17 protein-coding genes are annotated in these 18338 nt (G+C 65.7%); 7 read left to right on the forward strand and 10 right to left on the reverse strand.

The genetic code is table 11. From position 1 onward, the window contains the following. From AC1DTW_RS25195 to AC1DTW_RS25205, 3 genes are all read right to left on the reverse strand, one after another. On the reverse strand, nt 1–243 hold a 243-nt coding region (locus AC1DTW_RS25195), incomplete at its 3' end, for an alcohol dehydrogenase catalytic domain-containing protein (protein WP_477984223.1). Between the two features lie 54 nt (nt 244–297). Then, the gene (locus AC1DTW_RS25200; protein ID WP_477984225.1) at nt 298–1110 is read right to left on the reverse strand and encodes a DODA-type extradiol aromatic ring-opening family dioxygenase; all 813 of its coding nucleotides are present in this window, start codon (nt 1108–1110) and stop codon (nt 298–300) included. A gap of 486 nt (nt 1111–1596) precedes the next feature. Continuing rightward, entirely contained in the window at nt 1597–2691 is a 1095-nt protein-coding gene (locus tag AC1DTW_RS25205; protein WP_477984227.1) for a porin, read from the reverse strand. 361 nt (nt 2692–3052) lie between these two features. Between AC1DTW_RS25205 and AC1DTW_RS25210 the strand changes: the two genes are divergently transcribed. The 7 genes from AC1DTW_RS25210 (at nt 3053) to AC1DTW_RS25240 (ending at nt 11200) form a co-directional block, all read left to right on the forward strand. Further along, nucleotides 3053–4204 carry an ROK family protein gene (locus AC1DTW_RS25210; protein ID WP_477984229.1) on the forward strand — a complete coding sequence of 384 codons (1152 nt, stop codon included), beginning with the start codon at nt 3053–3055 and terminating at the stop codon, nt 4202–4204. A 61-nt stretch (nt 4205–4265) separates the two neighbouring features. Further along, complete coding sequence (locus AC1DTW_RS25215; RefSeq protein ID WP_477984231.1) at nt 4266–5831, forward strand: ABC transporter substrate-binding protein; 1566 nt, start codon at nt 4266–4268, stop codon at nt 5829–5831. Nucleotides 5832–5886: 55 nt separating this feature from the next. Beyond that, nucleotides 5887–6831 (forward strand): ABC transporter permease, encoded by a 945-nt coding sequence (locus AC1DTW_RS25220; RefSeq protein WP_477984233.1) that lies wholly within the window; start codon nt 5887–5889, stop codon nt 6829–6831. Further along, entirely contained in the window at nt 6831–7736 is a 906-nt protein-coding gene (locus AC1DTW_RS25225; protein ID WP_477984235.1) for an ABC transporter permease, read from the forward strand. The genes AC1DTW_RS25220 and AC1DTW_RS25225 overlap by 1 nt, the downstream gene beginning before the upstream one ends. A 1-nt stretch (nt 7737) precedes the next feature. Further along, entirely contained in the window at nt 7738–8727 is a 990-nt protein-coding gene (locus AC1DTW_RS25230; RefSeq protein ID WP_477984237.1) for an ABC transporter ATP-binding protein, read from the forward strand. Then, on the forward strand, nt 8724–9710 hold the full coding sequence (locus AC1DTW_RS25235) for an ABC transporter ATP-binding protein (RefSeq protein ID WP_477984239.1): 987 nt from the start codon (nt 8724–8726) through the stop codon (nt 9708–9710). The genes AC1DTW_RS25230 and AC1DTW_RS25235 overlap by 4 nt, the downstream gene beginning before the upstream one ends. A 44-nt stretch (nt 9711–9754) precedes the next feature. After that, nucleotides 9755–11200: a carboxylesterase/lipase family protein gene (locus AC1DTW_RS25240; protein ID WP_477984241.1), complete on the forward strand. Its 1446-nt coding sequence runs from the start codon at nt 9755–9757 to the stop codon at nt 11198–11200. A gap of 71 nt (nt 11201–11271) precedes the next feature. On the opposite strand, the gene AC1DTW_RS25245 is transcribed toward AC1DTW_RS25240, so the two are convergent. The 7 genes from AC1DTW_RS25245 to AC1DTW_RS25275 all read right to left on the reverse strand — a co-directional run bounded on the left by AC1DTW_RS25245 (nt 11272) and on the right by AC1DTW_RS25275 (nt 18205). Continuing rightward, nucleotides 11272–12747, reverse strand: a complete 1476-nt coding sequence (locus AC1DTW_RS25245; protein ID WP_477984243.1) for an NAD-dependent succinate-semialdehyde dehydrogenase — start codon at nt 12745–12747, stop codon at nt 11272–11274. An 11-nt stretch (nt 12748–12758) separates the two neighbouring features. Next, nucleotides 12759–13823, reverse strand: coding sequence for an ornithine cyclodeaminase family protein (locus AC1DTW_RS25250; protein ID WP_477984245.1), 1065 nt, complete (start codon nt 13821–13823; stop codon nt 12759–12761). A gap of 5 nt (nt 13824–13828) precedes the next feature. Next, the gene (locus AC1DTW_RS25255; protein ID WP_477984247.1) at nt 13829–14782 is read right to left on the reverse strand and encodes a Bug family tripartite tricarboxylate transporter substrate binding protein; all 954 of its coding nucleotides are present in this window, start codon (nt 14780–14782) and stop codon (nt 13829–13831) included. A 6-nt stretch (nt 14783–14788) separates the two neighbouring features. Next, complete coding sequence (locus AC1DTW_RS25260; protein ID WP_477984249.1) at nt 14789–15808, reverse strand: dihydrodipicolinate synthase family protein; 1020 nt, start codon at nt 15806–15808, stop codon at nt 14789–14791. Between the two features lie 133 nt (nt 15809–15941). Then, nucleotides 15942–16856, reverse strand: coding sequence for a LysR family transcriptional regulator (locus tag AC1DTW_RS25265; RefSeq protein WP_477984251.1), 915 nt, complete (start codon nt 16854–16856; stop codon nt 15942–15944). Between the two features lie 39 nt (nt 16857–16895). Next, nucleotides 16896–17249 (reverse strand): Rieske (2Fe-2S) protein, encoded by a 354-nt coding sequence (locus AC1DTW_RS25270; protein WP_477984253.1) that lies wholly within the window; start codon nt 17247–17249, stop codon nt 16896–16898. Nucleotides 17250–17257: 8 nt separating this feature from the next. Next, a complete protein-coding gene (locus AC1DTW_RS25275) occupies nt 17258–18205 on the reverse strand; it encodes a VOC family protein (protein ID WP_477984255.1) in 948 nt (315 codons plus the stop codon). Between the last annotated feature and the right edge of the window lie 133 nt (nt 18206–18338).

Raw genomic sequence — 18338 nt, forward strand, 5'->3', positions numbered from 1 at the left:
GAAGCCGCTCACGTCACTTCCCATGTCCACCACGACGCCGGCAGCGTCGCCACCCAGCACGGCAGGGAGATCCAAGGGAATCAACTGGGCCATGTAGCCCTGGCGGACCATCAGATCGAAGGGGTTGACCGCAGAGGCTTCGATCTTGATCAGCACCTCGCCGGCACCCGGCTTGGGAATGGGCACTTCATCCATCGCGAATTGATCGACATCGCCGTACGAGTGGAGACGAGCAGCTTTCATGGTCGGTACCTCAGAAGTGACGATTTCAGGTGCATTCCTGTACCCGTCGGGCTGTCAGCCGGTGGGCAGTTCGCCGCACCGGAAGCTTGAGACCGTCCAGCCGCCGAGTACACCTTCTTCGTGGTACAGCGTATGGGCGCCTTCCTGTTCGGCTGCGCCCACGGCCACCATCAGCGGGAGCAAGTGGTCTTCCGCCGGATGTGCGATGCGCGCAGCGGGCGCCTTGGACCACTCCAGCAGCCGTTCGCTGCGCTCGGACGGCGACAGCCGTTCGAGCGTGTCGTGCAGCCAGCCATCGAACGCGCGGGACGGCACGAGCGCGTCCGGCCCGCGCAACCGCAGATTGTGGAAGCTCAGACCGCTGCCGAGGATCAGCACACCCTCGTCGCGTAGCGGCGCGAGCGCGCGACCGGCGGCGAGGTGCAGCGCCGGATCGTACGAGCGGTGCAGGCTCAGTTGTAGGACCGGTACGTCGGCTTCCGGATACATCACCGCCAGTGGCGAGAAGGTCCCGTGGTCGAAGCCACGGGTGGGGTCGATCGCCGTCGGCAGACCCGCGCGACTCAGCAGCGCGTCGATGCGGTGGGCCAACTCGGGGGCGCCCGGTGCCGGGTATTGCACTGTGTAGGTTTGCGCCGGGAATCCGTAGTAGTCGTACACCATGGGCGGCTTCGGGTTGGCCATCGCAGTGAAGGACGCCTCTTCCCAATGCCCGGAGACCGACAGCACGGCCTTCGGCCGCATGCCGATCTCGCGGGTGATCCGCACCAGTGAGTCGGCCAGCGGGGCAAACAGGGTGCGACTGTCCTCCATCCAGGGCCAGGGGCCACCGCCGTGGGAGATGAAGTACGTGGGGAGTCGGAGCATGAAGACAGCAGATCCGCAATGAACTGGTGCGGGCATTTTTCGCGTCTCCCCCAAGGGGACCGTTCAGCAACTTTGTCGATGTCGTTGAAAACGTCTGGCGGATCCCGGTGGTCGCAAACAATGGCGTGGTACGTGGAGTGTGAAGTGAAGTCGGCTTCCACCCACGGCTCGATAGTCGGTCGGTGCCTTGGCTCAGAACTGAATTGGCGCCGAGAATGCCGCAGGCCTTGCGGGAGCAAGGCGAGGCAGCCAGGTGTGGAAGTTGTGCGGGCCGGCTGGGAGCGGCGGCTCTGCCCCGACGGGCGACCTCATACCTCGCAAGTTGCCTCGGCTGACTCAGGCAGGCGGGCGATGGCTCGAACTCCGAGCCATCGCCCGCCAATGCTCGATCTGGCTCTCGGTGCCCAGGCGCGTCACCAGAGCCCTATCGAGGCCTGATGCAGACGCGGCAAGACCACCGCACAACGGCCGCCCGGGCCGCGTACTTCAGAAGCTGTGACGGAGCCCCACCTCATAGGCAGTCGACGTCTCGCCAGGAAGAATGCCAGCCGGACCACCCGAGATGGTGAACTTGGCGGCACCCTTGTTCGACACGCGCGCCAGCGCCGTGTAGAGAGCAGTTCGCTTCGAGAGGTAGTAGTCGTAGCCGACGCCGATCAGTGAAGCGTCGTTGGCGCTGACGTCTGCACCGGCGGCATTGGTGCCACTCTGGTTTGCGGCGACGTAGCTGAGCTTGAGAAAGCCCAGGCCCACGGGGGCGGTAGCCGCCGCCATGGTCTCGCCTGCCTTGCGAGACCCGAGCGTGTAGGAGCGGTGGCTCATGCCAATCTTGACGATGCCGAAGTCATACGAACCCCCGAAGGCGGTGTCATTGAGTGTGCTTCCGGCAACCGCGGTGTTCTTCGTCCTGACCGTGGCCGCGCTGACATGGATGGGTCCGGCCGCGTAGCCGAGCCGCAAGGCTTCGGTCTTGCTCGATCCGCCGGCCGACGTGGCTGCGCCCTCGGACGCGGAGACGAACACGTCGCCGAAGACTCCGCCCAGGTTCGATGGCAGGTAGTAGCGAATCACATTGTTGGCGCGAACGAGCGTGCTCTCACCCGCTGGAAAGGCCGTGGCATTGACCGCATAGGCACTCCGGAAGGTCGTCACCTGTGCGGGGCCGACGCAACCGAAAGGATCGTAGACGCACACCACGCCGTGCGTGGGGACGTAGTCCCGGCCGAGGCGCAGCTCGCCCCAATTCGCGCTGGTGAGGCTGATCGTCGAGCGTCGGTTCCAGAAGCTCGCGAAACTGTTCGACGCCGATGCGGACTGGCCGCCGCTACCGGTGTCGACGCCGACATCACTCTCGAGCCAGAACTCGGCCCTGAGACCATCGCCGAGATCTTCGGATCCCCTGAATCCGAGGCGGCTGGACGAATTGTCCCCGTTGCCCTCCGACTTGATCGAACCGGCAGAGCCGTTGCGGACCTGCTTCAGGCTGACGTCCAGCACGCCGAAGATCGTGACCGACGATTGGGCTGACGCGGAAATCGCGAATGTGCCGAACACTGCGACGACTGATAAGAACTTCTTCATGGGGTTGTCTCCTGGGTTGTGGTGAACGTGATGCAGGTTGACGCGCCCGAACTCGGACCGACAACTCGCCTGCGCTTCTTCCTGTGTGTGCAGGCATGATGCTTACGTACTGCAAGATCGATCCTTACACTACGTAAGACTAGGATGGCGACACGAGTCACGAATCGGGAGAAACACCCGATTTGCGCAGGGCCGCCTGCGGCGCGACGCTCGCCCGTCACGCGGCGAGTCGGGTTTGTCCCACTCGATCGGATGAGGTGCGGCCTCTAGACTTACTCTAAGTAATGATCAGGAGCGCAGGGTGCTACCCTTTCCTCGCAGTCGACGTCAAACGCGGGCAGCCCTGCTCGGTCATCTCCTCATGGCAGGCGACAGTTTTCGTGGGGAGCTCGTGGAGCGACTCGATCTGACCGAGGCCAGCATCTCGCGCATCGTCGCGGAGCTCAAGTCGGAAGACCTCGTGTCCGAGTATTCGCGCCGGCCGGCGCCCTATCCCGGAGGGCCGACCAATGTCGTGGCCATCAACTGGTCGATCAGGGTGGCGGGAGTGGAACTGGCGAACGGTCGGGTGAGCGCCGGGATCGGCACGCTGGGTGGCGAAATCCAGCACACCCATCGCTGTGCGCTTTCGCCCAACCCCGACTCGGCAGAAGTCGAGCGTGCGGTCGCGTCCGTGACCCGAGCGTTGTCGAAATGGGCCCGGCGGGCAGGCGTCTCGGTGCGCCAGGTCAGTGTGGCGCTGCCGGGGTTCGGCTCCTTCGGCGACATCAACCCGATCATCCCGACCAGCATCGACACGCTGAGGTCAGTGGTCGCGGAGCAGTTCGACGGCGTGCCGATCGCGTTCACCAACTCCGTTCAGGCTCAGGCGGCTCAGCATGGCTTCGGCATACAAGCCAAGTCGCAGGACCGGGATCACCTGTTCCTGTTCGTGGGCCACGGCATCGGCGCAACCCGCATCGGCGACACGATGCACGGCGCGGAACACCGAACGGTCGAAATCGGCCACATGATCATGGACCGCGCCGGGCCCCTGTGCCGCTGCGGGCACCGTGGCTGCCTCGAGGCCTACGCGGGCCTGCCTGCCGTCGCCGCCGCCTTCGACGTGTCCGAGGAACGACTGCTGGCTGCGGGCGACCACAGCTTCGACGACCTGCCCCTGACCGGCCCGACACGCGGCCGAATCGAAGACATGCTGCGCCGCATCGGCCAGGCGTTGGGCAACACCCTCAACGTCGACGCGGTCGGCGACGTCGTCATCGCCGGTTGGCCCACGCTGGTGCCTGCCGAACTGCGCGCGCTGGTCCTGGACGAACTCGATGCCAGCTTGCTGGGTGGCATCGAACGTTGCGGGATTGAGGTGACGTTCATTCCGCCATTGATCGGCAACGATCCGATGCCTGCCATCTGCTATGCGGCCTACGCATTCGTGCAACGTGGGGCCATGGACATCGACAACGCACCTGCTGCGGAGCTGCCGCGCCGGCGGCGCGCGTCAGGCAGCTCCGCATAGGCGGGGCGCGACTTCACGCACTCCGGCACGCGGCCAGTGCGCAAGAACATAAGGAGACGACATGCTACGACACTCGAATTTTTCCCAGGCGCTGATCGGCGTGGCCCTGGCGGCCGTGGCTTCCATGGCATCCGCGCAAGGCGTGCTCAAGGTTCGCCCCTCCGGCGACCTGAAGACGCTCGACCCGCAGATCACCTCGGATTCCATGGTGCGCAACTATGGGTACATGGTGTACGACACGCTGTTCGCACTGGACGACAAGCTGCAGGTCAAGCCGCAGATGGTCGACAAGTGGGATCGCAGTGCCGACGGCAAGGTCTACACCTTCACCCTGCGCGAGGGCCTGAAGTTCCACGACGGCCAAGCGGTGACTGCTGCCGACGCAGTAGCGTCGATCAGGCGCTGGGGCCAGAAGGACAGCTTCGGCCAGCAGTTGCTCTCGCACACCCAGTCATTCGATGCCGTGGACGCACGTACGATGAAGCTGACCTTGACCCGGCCATGGGGCTTGGTGCTCGATGCGCTGGCCAAGCCTGGTGCGCCGGTGCCCTTCATCATGCCGGCCAAGGCCGCGGCGGCACCCACCGACAAGCCCATCGATTCGATCATCGGCTCCGGCCCGTTCATGTTCAAGCGCGACGAGTGGTCTCCTGGCGCGAAGGTCGTGTTCGTGCGCAACCCGGGCTACGTGCCGCGGAGCGAACCCGCTGCAGGCTTCGCCGGCGGCAAGAAGGCGTACTTCGACCGCGTCGAATGGCAGATCATCAACGACCACCAGACGGCACTGGACGCACTCAAGGCCGGTGAACTGGATATTCATGAGGAGATTGCCGCCGACCTTGTCTCGCTCGCCAGAAAGTCCTCCGGCATCAAGGTCGTCAACCAAGACGAGACAGGCGTCGCGCAGCAGATTCGCATGAACTGGCTACAGTCGCCGTTCAACAACGCGAAGGTCCGCCAGGCGGTGCTGCGTGCGGTCAACGGCGCCGACTTCATGCAGGCCGTGACCGACGACAGCTCGCAGTACAAGGTGTGCTCATCGTTCTACATCTGCTCCTCGCCCTACTACGCCACCGCCGGCTTTCCAAAGCCGGACCTCGAAGCCGCGAAGAAGATGTTGAAGGAAAGTGGCTATGACGGCACCCCGGTCGTGCTGCTCGACGCAGCCGAGAACGCGAACATTCACGCCTTCGTAACCTACGCCGACCAGGTGCTGCGAAGCATTGGCCTGAAGACCCAGGTGCAGGCGATGGACTGGGCTACCGTGTCCTCGCGCCGCGCCAACAAGGAGCCTGTGAGCAAGGGCGGCTGGTCGATCTTTATCTCCGGCCCTGGCGGGCTGGATTACCTGGAGCCGAACAGCCACCTCGGCCTGCGCTCCAATTGCGACAAGGCCTGGTTCGGCTGGCCTTGCGACGAGCAGATCGAGAAGTTGCGCGCCGAGTTCTCCGAGGCAGCCGATGCGGCCAAACGCAAGGAGATCGCGGCCGCGATCCAGGCGCGCGCTGTCGAGGTGGTTCCCTACGTTCCCATCGCGGTGCAGTTCCAGGTGCGCGCCTACCGGAGCAACCTGGTCGGGCTGGTGAATCCGCCGGCGCCGGTCTACTGGGGCATCCGCCGGCAGTGAGGCGAACGACGGGCTTGCGTTGAGGCGCAAGCCCTGACCAACAGGGGCTTCTTCCATGCTGATCAACGCGATCCTGCGCCGGCTTCTCGCCACGATTCCCGTGCTGCTGGGGGTGGGGCTGTTCGTCTTCGGGCTGCTTTACATCATCCCCGGTGACCCGGCTGCGCTGATGGCCGGCGACACGGCCACGCCCGAAGACATCGCGCGCATCCGCACCGCCCTCGGGCTGGACCGGTCGTTCCTCGCGCGCTTTGCCGAGTGGTTGGGTCAGATCGCGCACGGGGATCTCGGACATTCCATCTTCACCGGCGTGCCCGTGGCCGACCTGATCGCGCAGCGCCTCGGTCCGACCATGTCGCTGATGACCTTGACACTGATGGTGGCGGTATTCACGGCCGTGCCGCTGGGCGTGCTCGCGGCGTGGAAGCAGGGCTCGTGGGTTGACCGCCTGACGATGGTCGGCGCGGTGTTCGGTTTTTCGGTGCCGGTGTTCGTGATCGGTTACCTGCTGGCCTTCGTCTTCGCGGTGAATCTCGGCTGGCTTCCGGTGCAGGGCTACCGGCCGCTCGCTGAAGGAGCGTGGCCGTGGTTGCGTCACCTCATTCTGCCCGCACTCGCGCTTGGGGGCATCTACATCGCGCTGATCGCGCGCATCACGCGCACGGCCATGCTCGAAGTGCTGTCACAGGACTACGTGCGCACCGCCAAGGCCAAGGGCCTGTCGCAGCGCGCAGTGCTGTTCCGGCATGCGCTGAAGAACGCCGCCGTGCCCGTCGTCACCGTCATCGGCATCGGCGTGGCGCTTCTGATCGGCGGCGCCGTCGCCACCGAGACGGTTTTCTCCATCCCCGGCCTCGGCCGGCTCACGGTGGATTCGATCCTGCGCCGCGACTATCCGGTGATCCAGGGCGTGATCCTGTTCTTCAGCGCCGTCTACCTCGTCGTCAACCTGCTCGTGGACCTGTCGTACCTGGCCCTCGACCCACGGATCCGCTACTGATGAATACGATTGCTTTCCCCCGGGTCGGCTCGGCAGCCGAGTTGCCGGAGCTGTTCGAGGCGCCGAAGATCCATGGTCCGCTGTGGACATGGGTGCGACGCCACCCGGCGATCGCCGTCGGCGGCGGCCTGCTGGCCCTGATGGCGCTCGCGGCGCTGCTGGCCCCCTGGCTCGCACAGCACGACCCCGGCCAAATGACACCGTCTCTGCGTGGACGGACACCGTCCGCGGAGCACTGGTTCGGAACCGACATGCTGGGGCGCGACCTGTTCGCTCGGGTGATGTACGGCGCCCGTGTGTCGTTGATCGTGGGCTTTGCCGTCGCGGTGCTCGCAACGGTGCTGGGCGTCGCGGTGGGCGTGGTTTCGGGCTTCGTGCGCTGGGCTGACACGATCATCATGCGCGTCACCGACGGACTGATGTCGATCCCGCCCATCCTGCTGGCCATCGCACTGACGGCGATCTCGCGGCCCTCGGTCACCAACGTCATCGTCGCCATATCGATCGCCGAGATGCCGCGCATGAGCCGACTGGTTCGCGGCGTGGTGCTGTCGCTGCGTGAGCAACCCTACGTGGCTGCCGCCGTGACCTCCGGTACCCGAACGCCGACGATCGTTCTGCGCCATGTCTTGCCCAACACCCTGGCGCCGATCACGGTGCAAGCCACCTATATCTGCGCGGCGGCGATGATCACCGAAGCGATCCTGTCGTTCATCGGTGCCGGCTCGCCGGCCAACGTGCCGAGCTGGGGCAACATCATCTCCGAAGGTCGCGCCGTTTGGCAGATCCGACCCTGGCTGGTGTTCTTCCCGGCCGTCTTTCTTTCGCTGACGGTGCTGGCCGTCAACTTGCTGGGCGACGGCATGCGCGACGCGCTGGACCCGCGCATGGCCAAGAGGATCTGACATGGCATTGCTCGAGGTCGAAAAATTGCAAGTCCACTTCCGCACAGTAAGTGGCGTGGTGCGCTCGGTCAACGGCTTGTCGTTCGAGATCAACGCAGGCGAGACGGTGGCCATCGTGGGCGAGTCAGGCTGTGGCAAATCAGTGACGGCCATGGCCATGCTGCGCTTGGTGCCGACCCCGCCGGGCAAGTTGGTTGGCCGCATCATGTTCGATGGGCGCGATCTGCTGCAGGCCCCGGAAGACGAAATGCGCCGTATCCGCGGCAACGAGATCAGCGTGATATTCCAGGAACCGATGACTTCGTTGAACCCTGTGCTGACCATAGGCAGCCAGATCGCGGAGACGCTGCAACTTCATCAAGGGCTTGACAATCGACAGGCTGAGGCACGCACGCTCGAGATGCTGCGCTTGGTGGGCATCACCGCGCCCGAGCGGCGCCTGCGGGAGTATCCGCACCAGTTGTCTGGTGGCATGTGCCAGCGCGTGATGATCGCCATCGCTTTGGCCTGCAATCCAAAGCTGTTGGTCGCCGACGAGCCGACGACGGCGCTCGACGTAACCGTACAGGCGCAAATCCTCGATTTGATGCGCGACCTGCAGCGCCGCCTGGGTACGGCGATCATGCTCATCACCCACGACCTCGGCGTGGTCGCGCAGACCGCACATCGAGTCATCGTGATGTACGCCGGCCGCAAGGTCGAGGAGGCGGCCGTGGGCGAGTTGTTCGATCGGCCGCTCCATCCCTATACCCAGGGCCTGCTCGGCGCGGTGCCCAAGCTGGGCAGTTCGCTCACGCATGAAGGACGCAGCCAGTTGGCCGAGATCGAAGGCAGCGTGCCCGATCTGCGTAAACCACTGGTCGGCTGTGCGTTCGCGAGCCGCTGTGGCCGGGCCGACGCGCTTTGCCGCAGCCGAACGCCGAGCACCGATGAATGGGCGCCCGGCCACTGGGCCGCCTGCCACCACGTCGCCATCGAGGTCAACGCATGAACCCGAATCCGACGATCCTGCAGGTCGAGGGCCTGAAAAAGCATTACCCGGTCGATCGCAACATGTTCGGCCGCGCCCGTGCGCAGTTGCGCGCCGTCGACGGTGTGAGCTTTTCGCTTGCGCGTGGCGAGACGCTGTCCATCGTCGGCGAGTCCGGTTGCGGAAAGTCGACCGTGGGTCGCTCCATCCTCCGCCTTGACAAGCCGACGGCCGGCACGATCCGCCTGGGCGACACAGCGATCGAATCTCTGTCACCAGCGGAGTTGCGGCCGTTGCGCCAGCGCATGCAGGTGGTCTTTCAAGATCCGTTCGGCAGCCTCAATCCGCGCCAAAAGGTGCGCGACATCATCGCCGAGCCGGCCGTCAATTTCGGCCTGGCCACCGGTGATGCGGAGATCGACGCGCGCGTGCGCAAGCTACTGAACCTGGTGCGGCTGCCCGCCGATGCTGCTCAACGCTACCCGCACGAGTTCTCCGGCGGCCAGCGCCAGCGCATCTGCATTGCGCGCGCACTGTCTTGTGATCCCGAACTCATCGTCTGCGACGAGGCGGTGTCTGCGCTGGACGTCTCGATGAAGGCGCAGATCGTCAACCTGCTGGCGCGACTGCAGGACGAGCTGGGTCTGGCACTGGTGTTCATCAGCCACGACGTCGCCATCGTCGAGCACTTGACCCACCGGGTGGCCGTGATGTACCTCGGCAAGATCGTCGAGATCGCCGAGCGTCGCGCGTTCTTCGCCTCTCCACGCCACCCGTATTCGAAGGCGCTCTTATCGGCCGTGCCGCGGCCCGATCCACGCGTGGCGCTCGACCGTGTCGTGCTCTCCGGCGACGTTCCCAGCCCGGTCAATCCGCCCAGCGGCTGCCGCTTTCGCACGCGTTGCCCCCATGCCTTCGCGCGCTGCGAGCAGGACGAGCCGCTGCTGCGGTCCGTGTCGAAGGGACACGAGGTGGCCTGCCACCTCGATCTGCCTGAGCCGTGACGGGACCGTCTCTCGCGCCACCGGCAGCCAGGTGCGACGACCACGTGGTCGCCACGACCGCGCTGGGCCTCCTCCGCGGGCGGGCCATGGAGGGCGTGCACGTGTTCCGGGGCATCCGGTACGCGCAGGCACCGACTGGCGCGCTGCGGTTCCGGGCCCCGCAACCCGTTCAACCATGGGCCGGCGTGCTCGACGCCACCCAGTTCGCGCCCGCGCCGATGCAGCCCTACGACGCCTCGGTCGGGCACGCCCCGGACGAGATGAGCGAGGACTGTCTGGCTCTGAACGTGTGGGCGCCACCCGCTGCGGGCTCCTATCCAGTCTTGGTGTGGGTACACGGTGGCGGGCAGACCATCGGCAGCACGCGCCGGCTGGAGTACAACGGTGCGTCCTTCGCACGAAATGGCGTGGTGTGCGTGACCGTGGGTTACCGGCTCGGCGTGTTCGGCTTCCTTGAACTGGGCCACGTGGTCGACGAGTCCTACAGTGGCAGCGCTAACAATGCGCTGCGTGATCTGGTTCTCGCACTCGAATGGGTGCGGGGTCACATCCGCGCATTCGGTGGTGATCCTTCGCGGGTCACGCTCGGCGGCGAATCCGCCGGCGCGAAGAATGCCGCGACCTTGCTTGGCGTGCCCAGCGCGCGAGGGCTATTCCACCGCCTCATGGTCGCCAGCGGGGGCGTGCATACCTTCCATGGCGTGCGCGCAGCCGCAGATGTTGCTGAACTGGTGCGGCAGGAAGCTGAGGTACCCGCGCAGGAGGCGGCTCGACTGATCGCATTGCCCACCGCAGCCCTCTTGGCGGCTCAAGAGTCCGCAGGCCGACGCTGGGGCGCGAAGTTTCCGTTCAGGCCCGTGGTGGATGGGACGTTCCTGCCCGCGCCCGTGCTGGAGCAATTCGATCGGGGCAATATCGTGCCCGTGCCTGCGCTGGTCGGCACATCACAACAGGAAGCTGCAGCATTCATCGACCTGACTCGCTCGCCCGACTCGCCGACATCCGATGAACTGGCCCACACGACCCCAGACCGGGTGATTGCACTGGAGCGAACGTACTTGGCAATGTTCCCGAATTTGTCGTCGCTCGAATGTCGGATCCGAGTGCTGACGGCCGAGGAGTACTGGATACCCGCGCTGCGACTGGCCGAGCGTATCGGGCAGCACGGCGAGCCGGTCTGGATGTATCGCTTCGATCTTGGACTCGACGGCCAGACCGACGGGCGCCCCGCGCATGTGTCCGATCTTCCGTTCTGGTGGGACCAATTGCCCCCTGGTATCGCCTCGCGGCAGGCGGGTGCGCTCGAGTTGGCGCGTGCAATGCACATCGCCTTGGTCCACTTCATTCGTGGTGAAAGCCCCGTCCCGGTCGGACAATGGCCGCTGTATGAGCCCCCGGTTCGCAGCACGTTGTGCTGGGACTCTGCGACACGGGTTCTGCGCGACCCAGACGGGTTGGCGCGAGACCTATGGGCAACTACGTTGGCATGAACTGCCGCATGCATCGCAAGTCAGTCATCGCCGCGCACTTGCCTGTATCGCCGGTGTGTGGCGCCTCGATTTCAGCTGAATATCGGCGCGAGCCCGTCCCAGCATAAGTACTTCACTTCCAGGAACTCTTCGATGCCGTGGTGCGAACCCTCGCGCCCCAGCCCGCTTTGCTTCACGCCGCCGAACGGCGCCACCTCGTTCGAGATCAATCCGCAGTTGATGCCGATCATCCCGGACTCGATGGCCGCCGATGCGCGCCAGATACGGGCGGCGTCGCGGCTGTACAGATAGGCGGCCAGGCCATACTCGGTCGCGTTCGCGATCGAAAACGCCTCCTCGTCCGTCTCGAAACGAAAGAGCGGCGCGAGCGGTCCGAAGGTTTCTTCTCGCGACAGCGCCATCTGCACCGTGGCGCCGGCCACCACAGTCGGCTCGAAGAAGCGGCCGCCAAGCGAATGGAGATGCCCTCCGTACAGCACCGTCGCACCCTTTGCGACGGCATCCGCGATGTGCTCCTCCACCTTCTCGACGGCCGCGTCATCGATGAGCGGTCCAAGTTGCACGTCAGGCTCCAGGCCATTACCGACGCGCAACTTGCGGACACGCTCGACCAGCTTGGCCGCAAACGCGTCGTACACGCCGGCCTGTACGAGCACCCGGTTGGCGCTGATGCACGCCTGGCCGGTGTTGCGGAATTTGGCTGCGACCACGCCATCCGCCGCAGCGTCGAGGTCCGCGTCATCAAAGACGATAAAGGGTGCATTGCCACCCAGTTCCATCGAGCACTTCTTGATGGTGCCCGCGGCTTGCGCCAGCAATACGCGCCCCACCTCGGTCGATCCGGTGAAGGTGATCTTGCGCACCAGTGGGTGCGACGTGAGCTGGTTGCCGATGTCGCGGCTGTCATTTCCCGTCAGGACGTTGAAGACGCCAGCCGGCACGCCGGCGCGCCGGGCCAGCTCCGCCAACGCAAGTGCCGTGAGCGGCGTCTGGCTCGCCGGCTTGACGACCATGCTGCAGCCTACAGCCAGCGCTGGACCCGCCTTGCGCGTGATCATCGCCGCAGGAAAGTTCCAGGGCGTGATGGCCGCGCAGACGCCGATCGGCTCCTTCAGCACCACGATCCGTTGGGTGTCCTTGGGCGCCGGGATCACGTCCCCGCGCACCCGCTTGGCCTCTTCGGAGAACCACTGGAGGAACGACGCCGCGTACTGGACCTCGGTCTTCGCTTCAGCCAGCGGCTTGCCTTCCTCCAACGTGATCAGCGTCGCGAGGTCGTCGGCGTGCACGATCATCAGGTCGTACCAGCGACGCATCACCTCCGATCGCTGCTTGGCGGTGGTGCGGCGCCAGGCAAGGAACGCGCGATGCGCGACCTCTATCGCCTGCGCTGTCTCGTCCTGCTTGAAGCGAGGCAGCTCGACGAGCGGCTCACCGGTCGCGGGATTGCGCAAGGTGTACTTGCCATGCGGCGTGGCATCGATCCACTCGCCGCCGACGAAGGCGGCGGTGCGGAACAGTTCGGGATCTTTCAGAAGATTTCTCATAGTTCGCCGCATCAGCCGATGCGCTTGGTTTCGAATCGGATGGGCAGAGGCACGGCCAGTCCGGCCGTGCGAGCAAGGTCGAGGATCATGCCGGCCACGACCACGTCCTGCAGGCCGGAACCGACCGACTTGTACATGGCCACCGCGCCTTCGCGGCGATCACTGCTCACCCTGCCGGCCATCAGGTCGTTCAGGCTGACGCACTTCGCATCGAGCACGACGCCGTCTTGCCTGGCAGCCAGCATGTCACCGGATTCCTCGAGCACTTCCTCCACGTTGTCGCAGACGATGAGGCCAGCGCGGGCGACCACGCTGCTGTCGACCTCCCGCTGATCGGGGAGCGTCGACCCGATGGACACGACCGTCGCGTGCGACTCCAGCCAGGAGCCGTGGAGGATGGGTTTCTCGCCGTGCGAGCGGGCTGCCGCCAGCACGATGTCCGCGCCGCCAACCGCCTCGGCGGGCGAATCGACCGTGCGCGCAGGGATGCCCAACTCGGCGCCGATGGTGTCGGCAAACGCCGCTCGCTTGGCCGGTGTCGGACTGAAGACCGTGATCTCGCGCAGCTCGCGCACCGCGGCAATCGCGAGCGTATGCATGCGTGCTTCCAGGCCGCTTCCCAAGACGGCCAGGCGGGCTGCGGCCCGCGGCGCCAAGCGGTCCAGCGCGGCGGCGGATGTGGCGGCCGTGCGATACGCGGTCACCAGGTTGCCGTCGACGATGGCGGCCAGAGAACCGGTTGTCGCGTCGAACAGGACCACGACGTACTCGAGCTGCCGCCCTGCCGGCCCGAACGCCATGCCCATCAGCTTGGCCCCGTAGTAGCGGGATCCCGGCGGCACTGCGGTCATGGTTCGCAATGACGCGCGCTCAGCCGCCCCGGCAGCGATCGTGCGTCGGGGAACGGAATGGGGTCCCAATGGCCGCGCATAGGTTTCCTGCAGGGCGCGCACCGCGGGCAGCCACTGAAAGACGGCGGCAGCGGTTTCGGAGGAGACGAACAGCGGCGCGTCGGCGTCGGCGTCGGCGTCGGCGTCGGCGTCGGCGTCGGCGATCACAGAAGGATTCAGGTTCATGGGGTTCATTCGAATTTCAGTTTGGCTTCGTTGATGACGCGCCGGTACAGCTCGGTGTCGTGGCGCACCTGGTCGATCAGCAGGCTCGGAGGTCCGGAGCGGGGGAGCATTCCCAGGTCACGAAAGCGCGCCCTCAACCCTTCGTTCTGCACCGCGACACTCAGTGCCTTGTTCAGGCGCTCGATGACGGTCGCCGGTGTGCCCGGCGGCGCGAAGATGCCCAACCACGAGGCCGTCTCCATGCCCTTCAACCCGGCTTCCGCTACTGTGGGCACGTTCGGCAGCCGCGGGTCGCGCTCGGTGCCCGACACCGCCAGGATCCGGACCTGCCCCGTCTTGGCAAGTTCGATGGCGGTGGCGTCGAAGGTCAGGTCGATTCGACCTGCCGCGACATCGGCAAGCGCATTCGAGGTGGACCGATACGGAATGTGGACGAGGTGGGTGCCCGTCAAGGACTTGAACAGTTCGCCGCCCAGATGCGCCCCGCTGCCGGGGCCGGCGCTGCCGTAGCTGAGCTTGCCGGGGTTCTTGCGCGCGTAGTCGATGAACTCGCGCAATGTCTTCACGGGCAGCGCCGCGTTGACCACCAACGCGATCGGGTAGACCGAAGCGATTCCCACGGGCGCGGCTGCGGTCAGGGCGTCGTATTTCACCGACGGGTCGACCAGCGGCAGAATGCTGTAGGCAATGTTGGTGAGCAGCAGCGTGTTGCCATCCGGCTTCGCCGCGAACGCGGCGGCGGTCCCGATCCGCGTGCCGCCACCCGGCCGGTTCTCGACGATCACGGGCTGTCCCAACACCGGTCCCAAGTGCTCGCAGATGACGCGGGCCCCGATGTCGGTGATGCCGCCCGCTGCATACGGAACGATCACGTGCAGCACATCGGCCGCGCGGGCAGATGAAAGCAGGAGGCAGCCGATCCCCCCCAGAAAGTCGCGGCGTGCAAGCATCGTCATCATCCGGCCTCAACAGGGGTGCCGCCCGATCATGTGTTGGCTGTCGGGATCGGACGTCACGGGAAGCCCGGACGCCACCAAGCCCTGGCGAAGCATTTTCATCAGGCGGTCCGGCACGCGCATCGCCGGCGCGCGCAGCGGGCCCCCATTGAAGCCCGCCAGCCAGTCCTGGTACTTCCACATCGTCCGGTTCAGTGTGGAGGTGCCGCCGATATAGGCCTGGGTGGCCGCTCCATTCGCGCCGCGAGCGGGGTTGACCTTCCAGTACATCTCCATCGCCTGCTCGAACTGCCCGGTGCGGGCCAGCTCGAACGCACGCGGGTAGTAGTCGCCCATCCACTGCGTGTTGCTGGTGCCGGAGAACTGCATCTTCATCACGGCCATCAGCGGGATCGCATCGCCCTCGATCGGGCAACTGATGACCACCTCGTCGCGGAAGTGGTAGTACATCTCGCAGATCCCTGCCGGCAGCGGGAAACCCTGCTCCGACTTGATTGCGACGATGTTCGGGCAGTCCTTCAGCAGCCGCCGCACGAATGGCACCGACATGCCCGCGGGGTGGATGCGCTCGAAACCCCAGGCCGGCAGCGGGAACAGCATGACGGCCAGCTTCGTGGCATCGCAGAGCTGCTTGGTGTAGTCGTAGACCTCCTGCTCGGTGGTGGGCCAGAACTGCGCGGGATAGGAGAGCAGCACCATCGTGGCCCCCGCGTCTTCGGCCAGCTTGACGGCCTCGATGTTCTCCGCGAGCGTGTTGAAGGCTGCGTGGAAGAACAGGCCGAAGCCGGGACCCGCCGTCTCCGCTGCGAGGGCCGTGAACCGCGCGTTCTCCTGCGGCGTGATGGCCACTTCCGCGCACAGCAGCGTGTGCTTGAATCCGAGCTCCTTGGCGAGCGCGACGTCATGGCTGATGCCGCGATCGTTGAGTTGCTTGAGGTCTGCCGAGTAGCTCGGGATCGTGACGGCCGAGCAGCCGATCAGGTTCTCCCGGGCCCAGGCCCGGGCATCTGCGCGCTTGTAAGGAAGCATGATGAACTCGCTTGTGAGGGATAGGCAGCCAAGCCGCGGGAGCAGCGGCATGGAACACAGCAAGACTGTAGGTTCGCCGCGCGCCCGGGGCGAGGCTGCGCGCGCGATAGCAGCTATCCGCCCACGCGAAATCTCAGGCGATGTCGCCTTGGGACAGGATGTCCGGCGCCATCGAAAGCAGCAGCCCACGGATCTCCCGGGTTGCCAGCGTGTGCGGCCGGTGGCGCGCCACCGCCAGCACCACGGCACGCGCGAGCACCGGCTCGACGATCTTCAAGGCGACAAGGCGCTGGCGGTCGTGCGGAGCAATGGACAGGGAGGTGATGGCATAGCCGGCGCCGGACGCCGCGATCTCGTGCTGCAAACGGATCGAGTTCGCCTCCGCAGCGATCCGCAGCGTCACTCCCAGCTTGCGCGCGAGCAAGGAGAGCTTCTCTCGCAACGGGTGGGTTTCGCCGGGGAGCACCAGCGGCAAGTTGGCGACCTCGTCGAAGCGAAGCTCCTGCCGATTGGCCAGCGGATCGCTGCTGGCAAGGACAAGGCAGAGCGAACCTTCCATCAGGACCGGTTCGTCGGCGCTGGCCTCGCCACCGTCGCGCAGCAGCAGGGAAAGATCCAGTCGACCTTCGTCCAGCATTTCCTGCAGCTGCGAGCTCGAACCTTCCGTCAGGTGCAGACGCACCTGCGGGAATTGCTTCAGGACGCGCTGGTACAGCGGGCCCGCAAGCGAGGGCACCGTCGAGGGCAGCAGTCCGAGACGCACATCGCCGACCGGCACGCCCCGGCTGGCGCGGACCTCATCGGCGAAGCTCTCCGACTCGGCGATCAGCCGCTTTATGCGTGGATAGAGTTGCTGCCCGAGTTCCGTCAGGACGACGCCGCGCCCAGTCCGGCGGAACAGGCGCGAGCCTGCATCGCTCTCGAGTTGAGCGATATGTCGGCTGACCACGGATTGCGGAACGTCCGACGCGACCGCCGCGCGCGAAACCGACCCCAGCTCGGCCACCTTGACGAAGTGGTGCCAACCGGCGTCGATGATGGGTTTCATGCCTGCGATTCTCGCCGCGGTGCGACGCGCCGCGCGTTCCTATCGCTGCGGCACCGGCTCCCGAAGAAGCCAAAGCATGCCCGTGGCATCACGCTCGATGGGAACGGGGGTGAGCCTCTGGCCGAGGCAGGCGCCCTGGGTGCAAACGCCCGTCTCCAGGTCGAACACGGCCCCGTGCCCATAGCAAACGATCGCCTGGCCGTCAGCGCTGAGATAGGCATCCTTGCGCCAGGCCAGCGGCGCACCGTCCACATGAGGGCACGCATTGAGCCACGCTCTCACCGAGTCGCCACTTCGCACCACGAACATCGTGTCGCGCGGCGCGCCTGCGAAGGCAAAGCCGCGCGCGGTACCGTCGACGATCTCGTCCACCCTGCAAAGGGAGGTCGGCATGCAACCGCTCAGTGCCCCTGCGCTGGCGGCGGAGCGCCGCCGGGGGCCCACTTCTCGCGATGCTGGAACAGGAAGATCTGCGATTCATCGACCTGCATCGGTGCTTCGCGCGCGACCCAGCTGTCGTCGTGGAGATCCATGTCGGCGTCGTACTCCACATGGCATGCGACCGGGCTGTTGAAGTACCAGAACCAGTTGGAGCCGAACTTGTGCCGGCCCGGCCCCCAGAAGGACTCGTAGCCCTTGGCCACAAACCGGGAGCCGGCCTGGAGCACAGCCGTGGGCCCTGACATGTGGAAGGTGAAGTGCTCCACGCCCTTCATGAACGCCGGCGTCTGGATCAGGAAAAGCGTGTGGTGATCCAGCGTTCCGGCTGGACGCAAGAAGGTCCCGGCGTTCGTGAAGCGATCAGTCAAGCGGAAGCCGAGACGTTCCGCGTAGAACTTGGAAGCCTTCTCCAGATCAGGCACGAAATACACCACGTGCGACAAGGTCAGCGGTCGGGCTTCGGCGTTCACATTCGCGCCGACGACATTCGTGGCGCGCCCCGGCGCGCTGCCGGGCGAATTGATGACCTCGACTGGTACGTCGATCTTGCGCCGAATGGTCAGTTGGAATCCGAGCGCGAACCCCATGTCATCGCGAGCCTCGATCGAGCCATCGGGCAGGCGGCTGACCTCGCGGTCGCGCCCGAGTTCGAGGGCGATGGCGTCGAGCGTCGCGCGATCGGCGACGCCGTAGGTCGTCTTGCGCAGCATCGTCCCGGTCTCCATCGGGGCCGGCAACGAGGGATCGTCACGGCGGGCAATGACGATCGACGTGCCATCAACTGCCTCGAAGCGACCGGCCGCCGCCGTGACCCCCACCGGCGTCAATCCGTAGTCGGTGAAGTATTGGGCGCAAGCGGCGACATCATCGACGCCGAAGGTCAGGGAGTCTGGTCCAAGGATTTTCATGCTCTTCCTTCTCGGAAATGGTAGGGGCTCGCGACGCGATCATCGATGCGACGATTGTCTTAAATACTAGACGACTCGTATCGTAATTTGGTTGGTGGAAACCCTTGCGGACTTCGCCCCTCGCGTGCAGTCC

This window comes from Rhizobacter sp. P5_A1 (assembly GCF_056400745.1).